This is a genomic window from Pediococcus parvulus, assembly GCF_964063155.1.
GTDB classification, from domain to species: domain Bacteria; phylum Bacillota; class Bacilli; order Lactobacillales; family Lactobacillaceae; genus Pediococcus; species Pediococcus parvulus.
This window is the reverse complement of the sequence record NZ_OZ061292.1, coordinates 338,921-354,019: the sequence shown is the minus strand read 5'-3', so window position 1 is coordinate 354,019 and position 15,099 is coordinate 338,921. Positions and strand designations below refer to the sequence as shown.

The 15,099-nt window shown below is 37.1% G+C and carries 18 protein-coding genes and 1 pseudogene; 5 read left to right on the top strand and 14 right to left on the bottom strand.

Annotated features, from left to right (window positions below; translation table 11 throughout):
• Nucleotides 1–32: 32 nt before the first annotated feature.
• From AB3217_RS01720 to AB3217_RS01710, 3 genes are all read right to left on the bottom strand, one after another.
• Entirely contained in the window at nt 33–908 is an 876-nt protein-coding gene (locus tag AB3217_RS01720; RefSeq protein ID WP_367366111.1) for an IS3 family transposase, read from the bottom strand.
• Nucleotides 905–1,438, bottom strand: a complete 534-nt coding sequence (locus AB3217_RS01715; RefSeq protein ID WP_002331365.1) for a helix-turn-helix domain-containing protein — start codon at nt 1,436–1,438, stop codon at nt 905–907. The genes AB3217_RS01720 and AB3217_RS01715 overlap by 4 nt, the downstream gene beginning before the upstream one ends.
• A 224-nt stretch (nt 1,439–1,662) precedes the next feature.
• The gene (locus tag AB3217_RS01710) at nt 1,663–3,630 is read right to left on the bottom strand and encodes a DUF262 domain-containing protein (RefSeq protein ID WP_367365588.1); all 1,968 of its coding nucleotides are present in this window, start codon (nt 3,628–3,630) and stop codon (nt 1,663–1,665) included.
• Between the two features lie 342 nt (nt 3,631–3,972).
• On the opposite strand from AB3217_RS01710, the gene AB3217_RS01705 reads away from it, so the two are divergent.
• The 5 genes from AB3217_RS01705 (at nt 3,973) to AB3217_RS01685 (ending at nt 7,228) form a co-directional block, all read left to right on the top strand.
• A complete protein-coding gene (locus tag AB3217_RS01705; protein WP_232625410.1) occupies nt 3,973–4,092 on the top strand; it encodes a putative holin-like toxin in 120 nt (39 codons plus the stop codon).
• A gap of 190 nt (nt 4,093–4,282) precedes the next feature.
• Nucleotides 4,283–5,584 carry a Y-family DNA polymerase gene (locus AB3217_RS01700; RefSeq protein WP_367365587.1) on the top strand — a complete coding sequence of 434 codons (1,302 nt, stop codon included), beginning with the start codon at nt 4,283–4,285 and terminating at the stop codon, nt 5,582–5,584.
• Nucleotides 5,577–5,897 (top strand): acetyl-CoA carboxylase, encoded by a 321-nt coding sequence (locus AB3217_RS01695; RefSeq protein WP_367365103.1) that lies wholly within the window; start codon nt 5,577–5,579, stop codon nt 5,895–5,897. Before AB3217_RS01700 ends, AB3217_RS01695 begins: the two co-directional genes overlap by 8 nt.
• The gene (locus tag AB3217_RS01690) at nt 5,890–6,276 is read left to right on the top strand and encodes a hypothetical protein (protein WP_189523249.1); all 387 of its coding nucleotides are present in this window, start codon (nt 5,890–5,892) and stop codon (nt 6,274–6,276) included. The genes AB3217_RS01695 and AB3217_RS01690 overlap by 8 nt, the downstream gene beginning before the upstream one ends.
• A 164-nt stretch (nt 6,277–6,440) precedes the next feature.
• A protein-coding gene (locus tag AB3217_RS01685; protein WP_080487858.1) for an IS5 family transposase occupies nt 6,441–7,228 on the top strand; the annotation gives its coding sequence in 2 pieces (ribosomal slippage) (nt 6,441–6,699 and nt 6,699–7,228; 789 coding nt in all).
• A gap of 314 nt (nt 7,229–7,542) precedes the next feature.
• On the opposite strand, the gene AB3217_RS01680 is transcribed toward AB3217_RS01685, so the two are convergent.
• The 11 genes and pseudogenes from AB3217_RS01680 to AB3217_RS01630 all read right to left on the bottom strand — a co-directional run bounded on the left by AB3217_RS01680 (nt 7,543) and on the right by AB3217_RS01630 (nt 15,007).
• Complete coding sequence (locus tag AB3217_RS01680; RefSeq protein ID WP_008855217.1) at nt 7,543–7,941, bottom strand: pyridoxamine 5'-phosphate oxidase family protein; 399 nt, start codon at nt 7,939–7,941, stop codon at nt 7,543–7,545.
• A 123-nt stretch (nt 7,942–8,064) separates the two neighbouring features.
• Nucleotides 8,065–8,332, bottom strand: a pseudogene (locus AB3217_RS01675) (hypothetical protein).
• Between the two features lie 146 nt (nt 8,333–8,478).
• Entirely contained in the window at nt 8,479–8,937 is a 459-nt protein-coding gene (locus AB3217_RS01670) for an alcohol dehydrogenase (RefSeq protein WP_367366110.1), read from the bottom strand.
• Between the two features lie 80 nt (nt 8,938–9,017).
• Nucleotides 9,018–9,302 carry a BRCT domain-containing protein gene (locus tag AB3217_RS01665; RefSeq protein ID WP_056986575.1) on the bottom strand — a complete coding sequence of 95 codons (285 nt, stop codon included), beginning with the start codon at nt 9,300–9,302 and terminating at the stop codon, nt 9,018–9,020.
• A gap of 5 nt (nt 9,303–9,307) precedes the next feature.
• Nucleotides 9,308–9,958 carry a recombinase family protein gene (locus AB3217_RS01660; protein WP_367365586.1) on the bottom strand — a complete coding sequence of 217 codons (651 nt, stop codon included), beginning with the start codon at nt 9,956–9,958 and terminating at the stop codon, nt 9,308–9,310.
• A gap of 180 nt (nt 9,959–10,138) precedes the next feature.
• Nucleotides 10,139–11,068 (bottom strand): IS30-like element ISLpl1 family transposase, encoded by a 930-nt coding sequence (locus AB3217_RS01655; RefSeq protein ID WP_003592463.1) that lies wholly within the window; start codon nt 11,066–11,068, stop codon nt 10,139–10,141.
• A 224-nt stretch (nt 11,069–11,292) separates the two neighbouring features.
• Entirely contained in the window at nt 11,293–11,994 is a 702-nt protein-coding gene (locus AB3217_RS01650) for a lipopolysaccharide biosynthesis protein (RefSeq protein WP_367365585.1), read from the bottom strand.
• A 67-nt stretch (nt 11,995–12,061) separates the two neighbouring features.
• A complete protein-coding gene (locus AB3217_RS01645) occupies nt 12,062–12,691 on the bottom strand; it encodes a lipopolysaccharide biosynthesis protein (protein ID WP_367365584.1) in 630 nt (209 codons plus the stop codon).
• A 56-nt stretch (nt 12,692–12,747) separates the two neighbouring features.
• Complete coding sequence (locus AB3217_RS01640) at nt 12,748–13,632, bottom strand: IS3 family transposase (protein WP_367366109.1); 885 nt, start codon at nt 13,630–13,632, stop codon at nt 12,748–12,750.
• On the bottom strand, nt 13,617–13,874 hold the full coding sequence (locus AB3217_RS01635) for a transposase (protein WP_017866964.1): 258 nt from the start codon (nt 13,872–13,874) through the stop codon (nt 13,617–13,619). Before AB3217_RS01635 ends, AB3217_RS01640 begins: the two co-directional genes overlap by 16 nt.
• 62 nt (nt 13,875–13,936) lie before the next feature.
• The gene (locus AB3217_RS01630) at nt 13,937–15,007 is read right to left on the bottom strand and encodes a polysaccharide pyruvyl transferase family protein (protein ID WP_367365583.1); all 1,071 of its coding nucleotides are present in this window, start codon (nt 15,005–15,007) and stop codon (nt 13,937–13,939) included.
• Between the last annotated feature and the right edge of the window lie 92 nt (nt 15,008–15,099).

Below are 15,099 nucleotides of genomic sequence, written 5' to 3'. Positions count from 1 at the left end.
GAATATTTTTAAACTGCTAAGGCATGTTCCCTTTATTCGCAGGGAGTCATGCCTTTTGTTTTCTGTGATATTCGTCGATTGTTAAACCAATCGACGTAATTCTTTGTGATTTCCTTGAATTCTCCAATATCTTTACACTGTGGAAATCTATTAAGACATTCTGTTTTAAGAAGATGAAAGAAGCTTTCAATTGGCGCATTATCAAGACAGTTTCCCTTACGAGACATGCTTTGTATAAATTTTTTTTCGGAGAGTTTATCGGTATAGTAATTCAATTGATAATGCCAACCTTGATCTGAATGAATTATTGGTTTTATTCCTTCCGGAATATTTTCTGTGAGTTCATCGAGTGTATCCATAATTAGTTTACTGTTAGGACTATTACTTACTTGAAATGCTAAAACTTCCTTGCTTGCTTCGTCAGTAATAGCTGAAACGTAAGCCCACTTAGTATCGGCCAAGCGTACTTGTGTAACATCGGTATGTAATACTTTGAAAGGTACGGTTTCATTAAAATGCTGATGTAGAACGTTACGGGCCACTTTTCCAACTGTACCTTTATAAGATGAATATCTACCATTTCTGTGGCGGTTATAAAGGCTTACTTGAACATTTAATTCATCCATCAAACGACGCACTACGGCGTCTGATAGATGGATATCTAATTTAATGAGCTCTTCTTGAACGCGACGATAACCGTAGGTTAGACGTCCGCGATATCTTCCGCTTTCGGCAATTTTTAGTATCTCTACTTTTACATCTTCATACTTATCTACATAATTTTTGATACGTTTACGTTCATCATGATAAGTCGCTTTCTTAAGTCCAATGGTCTTAAGAATATCGCCGACTTTATACCGGTTAGATTTCGGAAGAGACTCTTGTTCGACCCTGATCTGATCAACTATTTGTGTTTTCTTTCGTCCTTTGAGGTTCCGAACAGGGTCATTGATTTTTTTAAGATTTCGTTCTCCAATTTTGCATCATATAATTCTTGATTCTTTTTCGTCAATTCTTCACGAAGTTGATCGATTTCGTTCTTGTTTACTAACTTACGTAATTTCTTCTTATTATGTTTCACTTTGGTTTTTCTGCCTTTCGGATGAGGCTTCAAGGCTTCTATACCATACTGATTGAAGGCTGTCCTCCAAAGACTGATTTGACAAGAATTAACATCAAATTTTGCGGATACTTCGGCTAAAGTTTCATCATGAGTTTGATAGTAGTTTATCACATCAACTTTAAACTCAACTGAGAAACTTCGTTTAACTCTTCTTCGTTTAAGAGCGTCTGCGCCACTCAAACGAAAGTTTTGTATCCATCTACCTACTTGTATTCGAGGCAAGTTACGTTTCTTTGAAAGAAGACTGATACTAATGTCACCTTGAAGATATTCACTAACGACTTCTGCTTTTAATTCTGAACTATATTTGACCATAGAAAAAGTGCTCCATAACTGTTAGATTTCTTGTCTAACAATTATGGAGCACTTTACCACTGCCTTTAAAGCGGCTCGCTTTTTTATTTACATTCATATTTTACCATCAGTGATTACCCATAGCATAGCAAATTATGAAACGCCTATTTGATAACTGATCATCTAATTGAGTTAATACTTTTCAACTTCACGTGAATCTATTATTCGCAAGGTACTCACATACATTATTTCACCGTATATGAGACTTGGTCTGTAATATCACAAATTTCAGAAATCTTGGTAATAATGGCTAGAATAACCGAAGCGGAGAAATTTGTTTCGATTACGGTACCATTTTCAAGCGTGGCCGGTGCGTTGTGAGGCCTAAAGAGCATTCGACTTATCTGATCGTTTTCTTTAATCCGATCATAATTAAGACTATCCCTATTCCAAAGATCATTGAGGAAGATTTTCAACATTTGTTTCCATGTTTTTACTGGATATTCGTTTTCATTAATTGTTATTTGAACAGGGGCTTTACCCGTCACATTAACTGTTTGATCAATTGTGTACTCACCAGTAATTTCTTCTTCATTAACTTCTTTGATGTTTGGCATCGGAAAAATTTGGATTAACTCATCTGTTAACTCTTTAGTGCGGTCGATAATTGCTTCTTTTCCCCATTGATTATACGTTTCAGCAACTTCTCGAGTAAGAGAAACATTTGAGTCCTTATAAAATTCTTTTTTCTCACTATAAGGCTTATTACTCATCTCCTGATTATATTTAGTTAAAGTCAGGTTACCAAGCGTACCACCATACTGTTCTTTAACCTTATCAGCATTAGCAACCTGAAGTCGCCATTCTGCGTTCAATCGTTGTGGCATGATATGCTCAACCTGTGCATCATCAAAATTAATTGTTTCTCGAGTCCTATGTTCTTCAAGGATCACCAATGATAACTTTGCTAAATGATTTCTTTGATGATAAAGGTCCACTTCCATCAAACTTTCCAATAACTTTCGATCGTCTGGAAAGTTTGCCTTTAGCAACCGAAGTAACCTGAGGCGTAGGTTACCACCCTCTTTAGATAAATCACATAGGCCTACGACAATTTGATTTAAACCATTTGTTGGCATTTGACATGCCTTTGATCGGAAAAGATAACTTTCCAAAATATGTGCTAACTGAATGGCTTCTTCTTGATTAATTTTTGCTGTATCTACTAAATCCATTAATAGCATTAGATAAGGAAATACAACCTTACTATCCATCACATTGATATGCTCTAATATCTTATTAAACCGATCATCAGCAGATTTGTGATTCAAAATTTGATCGTAGTAACTAGCAAATTTAAAGAGGTCAGCGAGAGCTTGTTCGGAACTTAACCCATTTGAAATGAAGTAGTCCTTATAGCTACTATATACACCATTCTTTTTAACTGACGTATGTGTTTTGACAACCAAATAATGCCGAATAAATTCAGCAAATGTTTTAGTAGCAAACATACGCTCAATTTTAACCCAATAATTTTTATATAATTTCGTTTGTTGCTGTGAATCAAGTCTCATTAATAGGAAGTTTCGAACTAGATCAGAAGGTGATAACGAAACTCCCGTCGAATTTAAACTCTCAAAAATAACTTGTGGATTTTCTTCATTTGGATCGCTACTTAACTCAATGTAAACCATGTTAAAATGGTTCATCGCTTCATACAGTTTAGAACTATCGATGTCACTGCTTTTAATCAGTTTTTGAAAAAGGCGATAATTATCGATAACTTTTGAAGGCTTATCAAAATCTAACCTATTCATTACTGAATAAAATGCTTCATAGTCATGTTCAACCGGTTTTAGTTTAAGATGATTATTATCATCCAGATATTTATTAGTTAAATACTCTTCCTCAATTTCCGCTTGGTCGTGTTCATCAGCAACCGACAATGCTTTTAATAGTAAAGTTAAGCTTGTTAAGCGCTGCTGACCATCAATAATGCGATATATATGACTCATCTTATTACCGGTTTCGGTAAAATAAACAATTGCACCAATAAAATGATCAGTATTAGTTTGCGCCGCAACGGTTAGGTCTTTAAATAATTGTTTACATTGTTCTCTATCCCACTCATAATTTCGCTGGAAAACAGGAATTTCAAAAATTGTTTTACCACTCCCCAGGAAATCAAATAAGTGTATGCTATCAGCTTTCATACTATTCTTCCTCCCCAAATTCGCGTTGTACTATTTCTGGCAGCGTACCTTCTTGCTTAATTTACGTCATTAAATTCGTTCAAGTTATTTCTTGCAATCTGCCATACATTATGACCTAGCAGTTAAAAACTGTTTTTACAGATATAAATATAGTTTTCTTACTGATTCTTTAATTTTATATTTGGTTAAAGAGCTAGGCTGCCTGTATAATAGATCCAGTAGAGAATTTAAGGCGGTGGCTATTTCCAATCGGAGGTGGTGCTTATGGTGTTAAACCTTTAAAGCCCATAAATCCTAACGAAAGGAGTAGCCTAGGTGTCCGTGTCGGACGCTTTACAATTAATGCTGGCTTTCGGTACTTTTATCGTGGCCTTAATCGCATTAATTGTTGAGCTGATCAAAAGTCAGCAAAAAAATAACCGCCTTAGCTCTGGCAAGCTAGCGGTTATTAAATATCGTTAAAATCTGCCACCGTCTTAAACGGCTCTACATGGGAAGCCCTGTTCACTCGGGGCTTCCTTTTTCTGTCTACATTATAGCATAACTATAATTGACTTTCGACTATTTTTAATCAACTTTCTGCCAGTTTTTAGGGAACACACGTTTGCTTTATATGCTACAATACAGGTAAAAGCTAACGGAAGTGATCTAAATGTTTTTTGATGATGAACCGCATGGCGTGTTCTTCTTAATCGATAACAAGTCCTTTTATGCTAGTTGCGAAGCCGTTGCCCGGGGGCTTAATCCCTTAAAAGTCCCCTTAGCGGTCCTTAGTGAAGCTGAAAACACCAATGGTGGGCTTATTTTAGCCACGTCACCCGAAGCTAAGCACTTATTTCATCTTAAAGCCAACGTCTCCCGTAAACGTGACTTACCCAATGACCCCAGGTTGTGGGTCGTGCCACCGCGCATGAACCTTTATATTCAACGTAATTTGCAGATCAATCAGATCTTTCATCAATTTACCACTGAACAAGAGGTTTGGCCGTATTCGATTGATGAAAGCATTCTTGATATGACCTATACTTGGCGGCTTTTTGGCAATTCCGTTCGCGAAGTGGCGCGCTTGATTCAAAAGACAGTTCGGCAAAAGCTAGGCTTGTATACCACCGTGGGAATTGGTGACAATCCGGTGCAAGCTAAATTAGCCTTAGACCTTTACGCTAAACATAATCATGAATTGATCGGTGAAATCCATTACGAAACTGTGCCAGATAAGATTTGGTCAATCAACGAATTAACGGACGTTTGGGGGATTGGCCCCCGTATGGCTAAACGTTTGAACCGGCTTCAAATTCACAATATGTATGAGCTAGCCCACACCAACCCTTATTTACTCAAACAACAACTTGGCATCATTGGTAGCCAATTATTTGCTACGGCCTGGGGAATTGATCGCGCACAAGTCACGGAACCAACTAAGGTTAAAGAAGCTAGCCTGGGTAATTCGCAAGTATTGCCACGAGATTATTTTAACCAAGTCGAAATTGAAACCGTCATTAAAGAAATTGGGGAACAGGTGGCGGCGCGGCTTCGGCACCATCATAAACTGGCCGGTTGTCTATCGCTAAGCATTGGGTTTTCCTATGCCGCAGCTGAAGCAGATGGTCGCGGTGGTTTTAACCAGACTTTAAAAATTGAACCAACTAATGACAATCAAGTTTTGACGCAACAATTATTGTGGTTATTCCGTCAGAATTGGGACGGTCAAGCTGTCCGGAATATTGGCGTTTATAGCAGTAAACTAAGTGCCAACTCCGGCCAACAACTTAATTTATTTGAAACACCGCGTAACCAAATTCGCCGTAGCCGGTTAAACCAGGTGATTGATGAAATTCACCGGCAATTTGGGTTCACCAAACTAGTTTACGCGACTAGTTTATTAAAGGGAGGCACCGCTATCAAGCGGGCTTCACTAGTGGGCGGACATAATGGAGGCAATAGCTATGAATAGCGATATCGAGATTATTAAGGGGCGGTTAACCTTATTGTTTAAGCGGCGTCCCAAAACCCGCTATTGGTTAATGTTGACTAATGATACCTACGATCAGACCTATAATCTGTTTTTTAACAGTCAACGGGCTAACGAGCGCTTGCAATCCGTTCCCTTACATAAATTAGCACACTATGATTTAACTGATTTAGAAAAGCTGTTAAAAGCATTACGACAAGATATAAAACTAACAATCGAATTTGTTGGCTTTACTGGGGAACGTTGGCCGGCAAGTCAAAAGCTGATTCAACGAAAGCGGGTGCCACTTGAGTAACCAAGACTTTGATTTAGACACGGTTAAACATTTTTTTGAACATGATTACCATGACCGGGGCATGATGAAATGGCAGGGCTTCTATTTATCCGACCATACTGCTGCTTTAAACCAACAGAAGCAGCAATTGAATGAAGTCTATGTTCCGCGACCGCAACAATCCTTAGCAGAGATAACCCAACTACTGGCAGACGCATATCAGCGTCAACAACCAGTGATCATTCAACTAAAAACGGTTGACCAAAACAACCGTCATTGGCCAGATATCACCACCTTGATTCATGGTTACAATGCCAATGATATTGTGGTTGATGCTGATCGGTTTATCCCACTACAAGAAATTCGCAATGTGGCCTTTAAAAATACGGAGAAGCTATAAAATTCTAGCTCTCCGTATTTTTCTGGGTCTAGAATTTTTGGTGTTGGAAAGTATTTCCATTCCAAAAGTACTAGGCCCTTTTTGATAACAAAAAAAGGCATCTAAGAAGCTGTCCAAGATCTATGATTTTTGATATACTTCTATGTAAAAAGCGAGTTTAAGCTATGAAAAATTATCCCAGCAATATTACTCGGCAACAATTTGAATTAATTCGACCAGCTTTAGAAAATTTTCGTAAGCGAACTAAGCCTCGAAAATATGACCTCTACGAGGTCTTCTGTGCGGTCCTATATGTCTTGAAAACCGGTTGCCAATGGCGTCAAGTCCCCGGTGATTTCCCAGAATGGCGGTCAGTTTACAACTATTACAAAATTTGGTCAACTAAAGCTGAGCCTACGGCTGATTCTTTATTGGAACAAGTTTTAAAAAAATTGTCATTGCTCGGCGAACTTACCAAGGACGTTCAGCTTTAACTTCCTTTATTATCGTTGACGCTCAGAGCGTCAAAAACACCGCTACTGCTGAAAACAAAGGTTACGACGCTGGTAAGAAAATCTCGGGGATTAAGCGCCATCTGGCAGTTGATATCAATGGCTTTCCGCAGGCCATTCACATGACGCGAGCGAACGTCTCTGATCGAGACGGGGCCAGTGCAATGATCGCTTTACATGCCATGCATTTACGCCAGGTTCAAAATGTCTTAGTTGATGGTGGTTATTCAGGCGTTAATTTTCAGCTCGATGTAGCCAGTAATTTAAACGCAACCGTGCAGGTTGCGAAGCGCAATGAGTTGCATCGATTCGAAGTCATGCCCCAACGTTGGGTAGTCGAACGATCTTTTAGTTGGCTAGAGAATTGTCGGCGACTTTGGAAAAATTGTGAGCGTCAATTAACCACCAGTCTGCAAATGGTCGTTTTAGCGTTTTTAGCACTATTACTTAAGAGATTTTAGACAGCTTCTTAGAAAACCAGGTTCATCGGAGACGACTTTCCATAGTGGAAGCCGTCTTTTTTGATGCTTCATTTTTATTGAATGATTTGTATCCAATAGCATAAAAAAAGCGTGTCAAAGGTCGACACGCTCGAAGTAATGGCGTTAACAGTAAGCTATGGGTTTCTTAAGAATTCGACGTACTTCCATCACTTCTAAACAAAGTATAACAAAACTGCTTGCTAATGAATACTTAATGACATGAAATAAACACTGTATGAGTTTGGACACTAAAAAGTTCTTCGACTTACTCGGTTGAATTTGTTTTAAAAACCCTAGGCGATTTGAATGCCAGCCTCTAAGGTGTTATCCAATTTATAGATTCGTTCAACATCAATGACCACTACGCCAGCGCGTGGGAAACGGTCAAAAATGTTAGTTTGATCTAAAATATGATTAGCAAAATCATCTGTTTCATGAATATGAGCCGTTCCCTCAAAGCGAAATCCCTGTTGAGCGCCTCTATCAGCAACCGCAACCGCTGCCAAATGGTTGCTCGAGAGATTATCATAGGCTTGCCTGAAGGTATGCTCAAAGTAGATTAAATGTGAGTCATCTAAGACATGTAGTGAGCCCTTGGGACCAACTTGAGGTTTGCCATCTATTCCTGTTGTTGCTAGGAAGGGGAGCTGACTCTTTAACATATTCTTCATTTCTTCTGTAAGATTTACCATTTAATTTTCTCCGATCAACACGACATTACGCTTTCCAACTACTTTTAGTAAGTATATTGCCGATATTCTGTTTTGTCAATATCCTATTTTGTCAATCCTATGTCCCCAGATGAACACCGCAGACTAGGATCGCTGAAAGGTTAACAAGATCCTTTTGCTTGTTAGATTAGTTAGGCAAACGTGTTTATATCCTTGGTCATACTCAGGATAGATGGGCATTGTGAGTGCAACAGGACTTAGTTGCTTGTATGCTAGGCAATGTTGGCCTTGATACAGAGGATCACACTGTTTCTGATCTGGATGATAACCTCGTTTTTCCATTTCACGACGCTGTCCCAATAATTGTTGCCCTGGGAGTTTGTCGAATTAAGTCTTGATGCCACAAACACACGCTACGGCTTCTTTTCTTGCAAACTGATCTTAGCATTTAGGGCAGTTGCATGATTACGGAATTGAACCATTTTATAATGAATCGGCTTTTCTATAAGTCTATAGAAAGTGCAGGTAATGGCATTTTCTCCAGATCGGTTTGTCTAATCAATTTAATTGATTTTTTTGGTGTGTTTGATTATATTGCTTTTGCAAAGGTACAATATACCTTTTCTCTGCTGCCTTGCGAGCAGCGATGGCATCCTCCATATGAACATATACATGATTTAGGACAAGATGGCCTTGAAAGTACAGCCTTGCGACCCACTTTTGAGCAGTTTTATCCCAACTAACTCCGATAACGCCAGATTTGTTATTGGACCGTTTAAGTGTAGAAGCAACTAAATTTGTTCGATTGATTAGTTGAAAATTCTTGGGATTGCCCATGTATTTTTTAGTCTGGTTATTAGCTTTTATGTTTGATCTGCTTATTTCTGATCGCAAACACCCGCAACTGCGAGTGAATCCTTTTTGAAGTCGTTGACTGTCAACAATACATTTATTTCCACATTGACATTGACAGAGCCAAAGCGCGTTTCCATTAGAACTGCTTCCAAAAAAACTAATGACTGTGAGTCATCCAAACGTTTGATTGGCCAAATCGATACGCTTTTGCATACTAATCCCCCCGTTTGATAAGAAGGTACTTAAAGAGTTGCTTTCAATTGATCTAATCGCCATTGGCACCATGAAATAAAGGCTAATTCGTCAATCTTTGGAATGCCATAGGTTCTAGCATACGTTAACTTTTGAGTGGTAAGTAGTTGATCATAGGGTTTGCTAATAATACCAACCACAAGGATATTGACATTTTTGTCAATCCCGTTGACAGGTTTTGCTCCTAGAATAGTTGCTAACTGTTGTGCCTGGAAACGACGAAAAGATCGCAAACGGCCTGTAAAGAGAATTCGTTTGCCCCTTAAATCTATCATGATGTTTACCTCTCACTAGGGGGAACATTTGCTAGATCTTCTGCCTGATACTTTTCGATGCGATATAAGGTTACTGGTGCAATACCTAACATGCGGGCAATTTGTCGCTTGGTCAGAGTTTCATCTCCGTCTTTCTTCCTATTTAAAAGGCGACAGGCTTCTTTATATATATAGCGTTTTTGACGATTAGGTGAATGAGGACCATATTCGCGAATTTTTCCTTTATATTTGCCCTGGCGTTTGGCAATTTCTATGCCTTGTTGTTGCCGTATCTTAATAGTTTCGTGCTCTTCTTGAGCAATATACTTATATAGTTCGACAATAATTGTCGTAATCAAGTTACGAAGGTTAGGATCTTCAATACTTGCAAAGCTAGGCAGGTTTAGAACATTCAATTGAGCTCCATGATGCCGAATGGTTTCGATGATGTCAGTCAAATCATGAGAATTGCGACCAAGTCGATCAAGGCTCAATACCACTACTTCATCATCATCACGAATATAGTCTAACATTGCTTTTAGTTGAGGACGATCGGCATTTTTACCTGAAAGCTTCTCTTGAAAGATTTTATTAACACCGGCGTCATGTAGCTGTTCAATTTGACGTGCAAGATTTTGATCACGCGTACTAACACGCGCATAACCGATTTTAGCCAATTCCAGGTCACCTCCGGGTCACTTATATGTAACTAATAATACTCCCTTCTCTCTTTAGTTACAATAGGGTAGACCCTAATGTATTCAAAATCCTATGTTAAATTTGAATTAATACTTAAGAATTTATAAATAAAGGTAATCAAGTACAAAATAAATTTTAATAGGAGGTAGATTGCAAATTTAATCCGAATTTTTGGACAAATTTGTCAGCATAACCTGATACGGTGTTTGCCAGTCGAGTATTTTAAGCGGTCGCTGGTTAATTTGGAGTAACGTCGTCGTTAAATCTTGAGCACTAATGTGCTCAAAACGAGTCCCTTTAGGATAAAAATAACGTAAATTCCGATTAAAGCGTTCATTACTACCACGTTCAGCTGGCGTATAAGCATGGCAGTAATAGGTCTTAATACCATATTGTGATTCAAGTGATACTAGCCCACTAAACTCAGTGCCACGGTCCACAGTAAAGCTGTGCACCGGACCATTAAAAGTGGTTAGGAACTTAGTTAGTGCTTCATTAACAGTCGCTGTCGTCCGATCTTTTAACCGGTATGCCCAAAGGAACCGTGATTTGCGATCGATTAAAGTTAATAAAACTGCCTTACTATGCCCACGAGGACCAACGACTGTATCTAGTTCAAAATCGCCGATGCGCTTACGTTGATTAATCATCATGGGACGCTGTTCAATTGATCGCCCCAAAGATTGATTATATTTGGATCGTTGGTCAACGTTACGCCGTTGGCGTACGCCATGTTCAGGTAGATCATTCAAGGAGAAACCAATTCTCCCCTGATTTAGCCAATTATAAATAGATTTAGTAGCTAGTTTAAATTCGTGAGCAATCATTCCTGGTGACCAGCTTAGACGTAAATGGTTGAGAATTTTTTGCTTTAACTCATCGCTCAGCTTAGTTTTCCGACCACATCGTGATCGCTTGTATTCGGCATCTGTTTGTGCTAATTCAGCCTGATAAGGTTGACATCGAGATAATTCATAAGAAATTGTTGACGGTGATCGGTTCAGCCGAACGCCCATTTGGATATTGGACAGCCCTAGTTCACAAAAGGTTTCGATTTTAATTCGTTCGGAATAGGTTATACTAGACAAAAGATCAGCTCCTAAAAGATGGGTTTGTGGTAAACACCATTTTAAAGGAAGCTGATCTTTTTTGTCCGAACAGCGTTCGGATTAATTTTACAATCTACCAGGAAATAACATTTTTTGAATATTTCATATTACTAATATTAAATAAGCGCTATAATGAAATCGGTTACTTTGTAACTCTTTGCGGTAATTCCTTATTATCTTAGTCTATTATTTGGAGGAAAATTTTACGCTCTCCTTATTACTTTTACTATATCTAATATAATCACTTTAATCCTTCTATCTATGGATATTTGAATTATAATGCAGATAAGTACAACAATAAAAACAAAAGCCGAATTATTAACCTCATAATTAATTGCTGCGGCTATAGCAAGCAAAATATGCAACAGAACAAATTTTGCTATATTCATTTGTATCTTACCTAATTTTTTTATATGAATATATCTGTACAGGAACACACTAAAAAATGAAATTGCATTAGCAATAGCGGCCCCATAAACACCAATCCACCTAATTAAAGAAACAGTTAATAAAACGTTGACAATCGCACCTAACAAAGTACTATAGAAAACTCCAACGGTATTTTTACTTGCAGTATATAGTACACCTAAAAATCCGGATGTGATTGTATAAATTGATACCAAAAGCATAATTGGTATTAATTTCCATCCACCATAGTAATCAGTAGCCAAAAGGATTCTTATCATTGGCTTCAGGACTGACAACATACCTAATGAAAACAAAAAAATCAAACTTATAATATATTCAAATACATTAGATATGAACTCCCTGCTGTCTTTACTATCATATTCCTCAATAGCTGTCATTTGCCAAGACTGAAAGAATATGCTTGTCAAAGTTGTAACCATCGTTGGAAACCTATTAACCATGGCATAGATACCATTGGCACTTGCTCCTAAAATCATAAGAATAAAAAAACGATCTGATGCAGAGTTGAGCCACCATGCAAAGGTATTAGGGATTAATGGGATACTATACACACATTTCTCGAAATAATTTTATATCAAACCATTTAAGGCGGATTTGCTTAATGATGGGTGTAGAAATAAGAAAATATATAATTGCCGCAATTTGACCGAGAACCATAGCTTCTAAATATGAACTAACCCCCCCATGAAACATCACTAAAAATATAATGTTCGAAGCTCCCATAATAAAAGTATTAATTATTCCAGCAACTGCAAACGTTCCTGCTCGCCCAATTGCTCGAACATAATTCGATATCAATCCAAAGAAAGTCGTCACAACTAATAATAATGTTGCATCCAATATAGGATATTTTGAAATAAATGGGGCCACAGCCAATCCAGTCATGAAAGCTATTATTGAAATAATAGTCGTAAATAATAAGCCTGTTGAAAAAACCCTTTTTTTATCTTCAGATTCATCCAAAGTAAATCGAAAAACGCCATCTACCATATCTAAGTAGATAAGTGGGGAAACCAATCCAATAATTGTAGTAATGAAATCTGCTTTACCAAATTGAGAAATTGTTAGAGTATACGAATAGACAGGGATAAGAATAAACTGCATCAATTTACTTCCCAAATTACCTACTGCAAAAATTGCCGAATTTCCAATTAGCTTCTTATACCTATTCATATGTTTGAATTACCTTTGGATTTAGGTCAAGAATCTGGACACATTTTATGTATAATTTAAGCGACTAATTTTTCCTTTTCATTTGGAGTTAAATAATCAATGCTACTGTGAATTCGAGCACTGTTATAAAAGCTCTCAATGTAGCTGAATATTGCAGCATTTGCTTCTTCAAAATCCTGATAATGGTGTTGGTAAACCTCTTCTTTTTTCAAACTGGCGTGAAATGATTCCAAACATGAATTGTCATAGGGACAGCCACGCTTGCTATAAGAATGGCGAATATGGTGTTGCACTAAGATCTGTTCAAAGCCAGCACTGCGGTACTGGCTACCCAGATCGGTATGCACAATTAAGTTATTAGTCGTCTTTCTAGTTTCAAAGGCTTGTTGAAAAGTGCTGATCACAAGATCAGCAGTCATATGACGGCTGATTTTATGGGCAATGATTTTACGTGAATATAAATCCTGAATGCTTGATAAATAACACCAGCCATTGGCTTTGGTGTGAATATAAGTTATGTCTGCACACCACTTTTGATTTGGACTGGTTGTACGAAAATCTTGCGCGAGTATATTTGAATAATCAGTCGCATCAATATCATTAGTTTGTTGATAATGCCACTTCTTGCGCGTGATTGATTTTAACCCCATTTGGCGCATTAATCGTTGAACTAGCTTAATACTGGCAGTCTTACCTTCTTTTTGTAACGCTTTTAGAATTTTAGGTGCCCCGTAGATACGTCTAGAATTAAAGTAAATGCGTTTAATCGACTGGCTAAGTGTCTTACGACGCTTGGCTTGTGGCGATACATGATTCTGCTGATGTTCATAGTAAGTTGAGCGTGGAACTGAGAGTACTTTACAGGTTTCTTTGATACTATGGTGCTTCAAATTAATATCAACGGCTGTCTGCCAGTCATCTGGGTTTACTTTTTGGCGAATATGGTTAAGGCTTTTTTTAAGATGTCATTCTCACTTTCTAGCTGTTTCAAACGTTTTTGCAACGCTAAAACATCTGATTTGGAAATTCCACTTCCTTTGTCTTCTTTATATAGATTAATCCATTTGTAAATAGTTACATTTGATACACCATATTCGTCTGTAAGATCAGCTACCGGGGCGCCATCCTGGTACAGCTTGACAATCATTTTTCTAAAATCTACTGAGTACTTTTTCTTGGTCATAAAAACACAATCCTTCCTATTATGGAATTATACTAAATCGTGTCCATGATTTCATACTACCTTCACTTCTCAAAATCGCTGAAATGTTTATTGGCTTCATCTTTCAATGCAATTAATGTCCTATCATCTATTAATGTATATTTAATATTCTTGTTTTCATTTATGTTAGTTAATTTAGCATAACTTTGTTGAGGAAAGAATGATTTAATTACGTTTTCCGTTTTTTTACTATAGCTAACTACAAATGTTGGCTTTTTGAAAACCCATCCTAGAATCATTGAATGATATCTTGTAGCAAAAATTTTTTTTGATCCGCTAATAATTTTTAAAGATTTGTATATATTACTATGCTCCACTATTCGGATATTCTTACTAACGCCTATCAATCTATCCTTGATTTCTCGAGCTTTCTTTTTATCACCTTCATGATTACAAAATGACATTAATACAACTTCATTGCCTCTGCTTATTTCCTTCTTCACTTGGTTACAAACAAATTGGGTATACATTTTATCAACATAAGAGCCAAACCTTTTTGTATTAATAACAGAAAACAGCACATAACCCGCTTTATAATTATTTTGGACAGGGAGGTTAAACACAATATCAGGAAAATAGTTTACATCCCCACAATTCTTAAATAAGTTATATGAGTATTCATCTCTAAATGATATTGATTCAATGGACTTAAAAAAATGCTGGTACTTTATTAGTTGTTTGTGAGAAGAATACGGGCCAAAGTTGCTCCCAATGACTAGATAATGTTTCACACGTTTCGCAATTATCATTCTGACTAAATAATCCACATTTAAAGAACCATTAGATGGTAACATAAAAATAGAGCCACCTAATTCTAAATATACAGGGTATCCTTTGGCAGTCTGGATTAACTTGTCATATTCTGATCCTTTTAAGGGATAATTAACTTTGACACTGACCTTATTAATTACACGGTCAATCAAAGAATCCCGTTTATTTATTAAGTTAACATTACTAATTCCCTTAAAGACAGAAAAATTTTTCCTTGTAGTATATATATCGAATTGCACCTTCGGGAACTTTTTAGAAATTATGTATAAAAATAGATCGTCCCCTAAATTAGTTTTCCAATAACCATTAATGAATATATGCATTATTATAACCTCTACTATTTATCATATATATTTTTTTAACTGAAAACAGCATCATCAATCATGCTGTTTTCCAATTTAAATACTTTAATTAG

Coding starts and splice junctions, on each gene's coding strand:
- AB3217_RS01665 (WP_056986575.1), bottom strand. CDS start 9,302: ATGATAGATTTAAGGGGCAAACGAATTCTCTTTACAGGCCGTTTGCGA.
- AB3217_RS01715 (WP_002331365.1), bottom strand. CDS start 1,438: ATGGTCAAATATAGTTCAGAATTAAAAGCAGAAGTCGTTAGTGAATAT.
- AB3217_RS01650 (WP_367365585.1), bottom strand. CDS start 11,994: ATGATTTTAGGAGCAAGTGCCAATGGTATCTATGCCATGGTTAATAGG.
- AB3217_RS01645 (WP_367365584.1), bottom strand. CDS start 12,691: ATGAATAGGTATAAGAAGCTAATTGGAAATTCGGCAATTTTTGCAGTA.
- AB3217_RS01705 (WP_232625410.1), top strand. CDS start 3,973: ATGCTGGCTTTCGGTACTTTTATCGTGGCCTTAATCGCATTAATTGTT.
- AB3217_RS01695 (WP_367365103.1), top strand. CDS start 5,577: ATGAATAGCGATATCGAGATTATTAAGGGGCGGTTAACCTTATTGTTT.
- AB3217_RS01635 (WP_017866964.1), bottom strand. CDS start 13,874: ATGACCAAGAAAAAGTACTCAGTAGATTTTAGAAAAATGATTGTCAAG.
- AB3217_RS01680 (WP_008855217.1), bottom strand. CDS start 7,941: ATGGTAAATCTTACAGAAGAAATGAAGAATATGTTAAAGAGTCAGCTC.
- AB3217_RS01700 (WP_367365587.1), top strand. CDS start 4,283: ATGTTTTTTGATGATGAACCGCATGGCGTGTTCTTCTTAATCGATAAC.
- AB3217_RS01710 (WP_367365588.1), bottom strand. CDS start 3,630: ATGAAAGCTGATAGCATACACTTATTTGATTTCCTGGGGAGTGGTAAA.
- AB3217_RS01630 (WP_367365583.1), bottom strand. CDS start 15,007: ATGCATATATTCATTAATGGTTATTGGAAAACTAATTTAGGGGACGAT.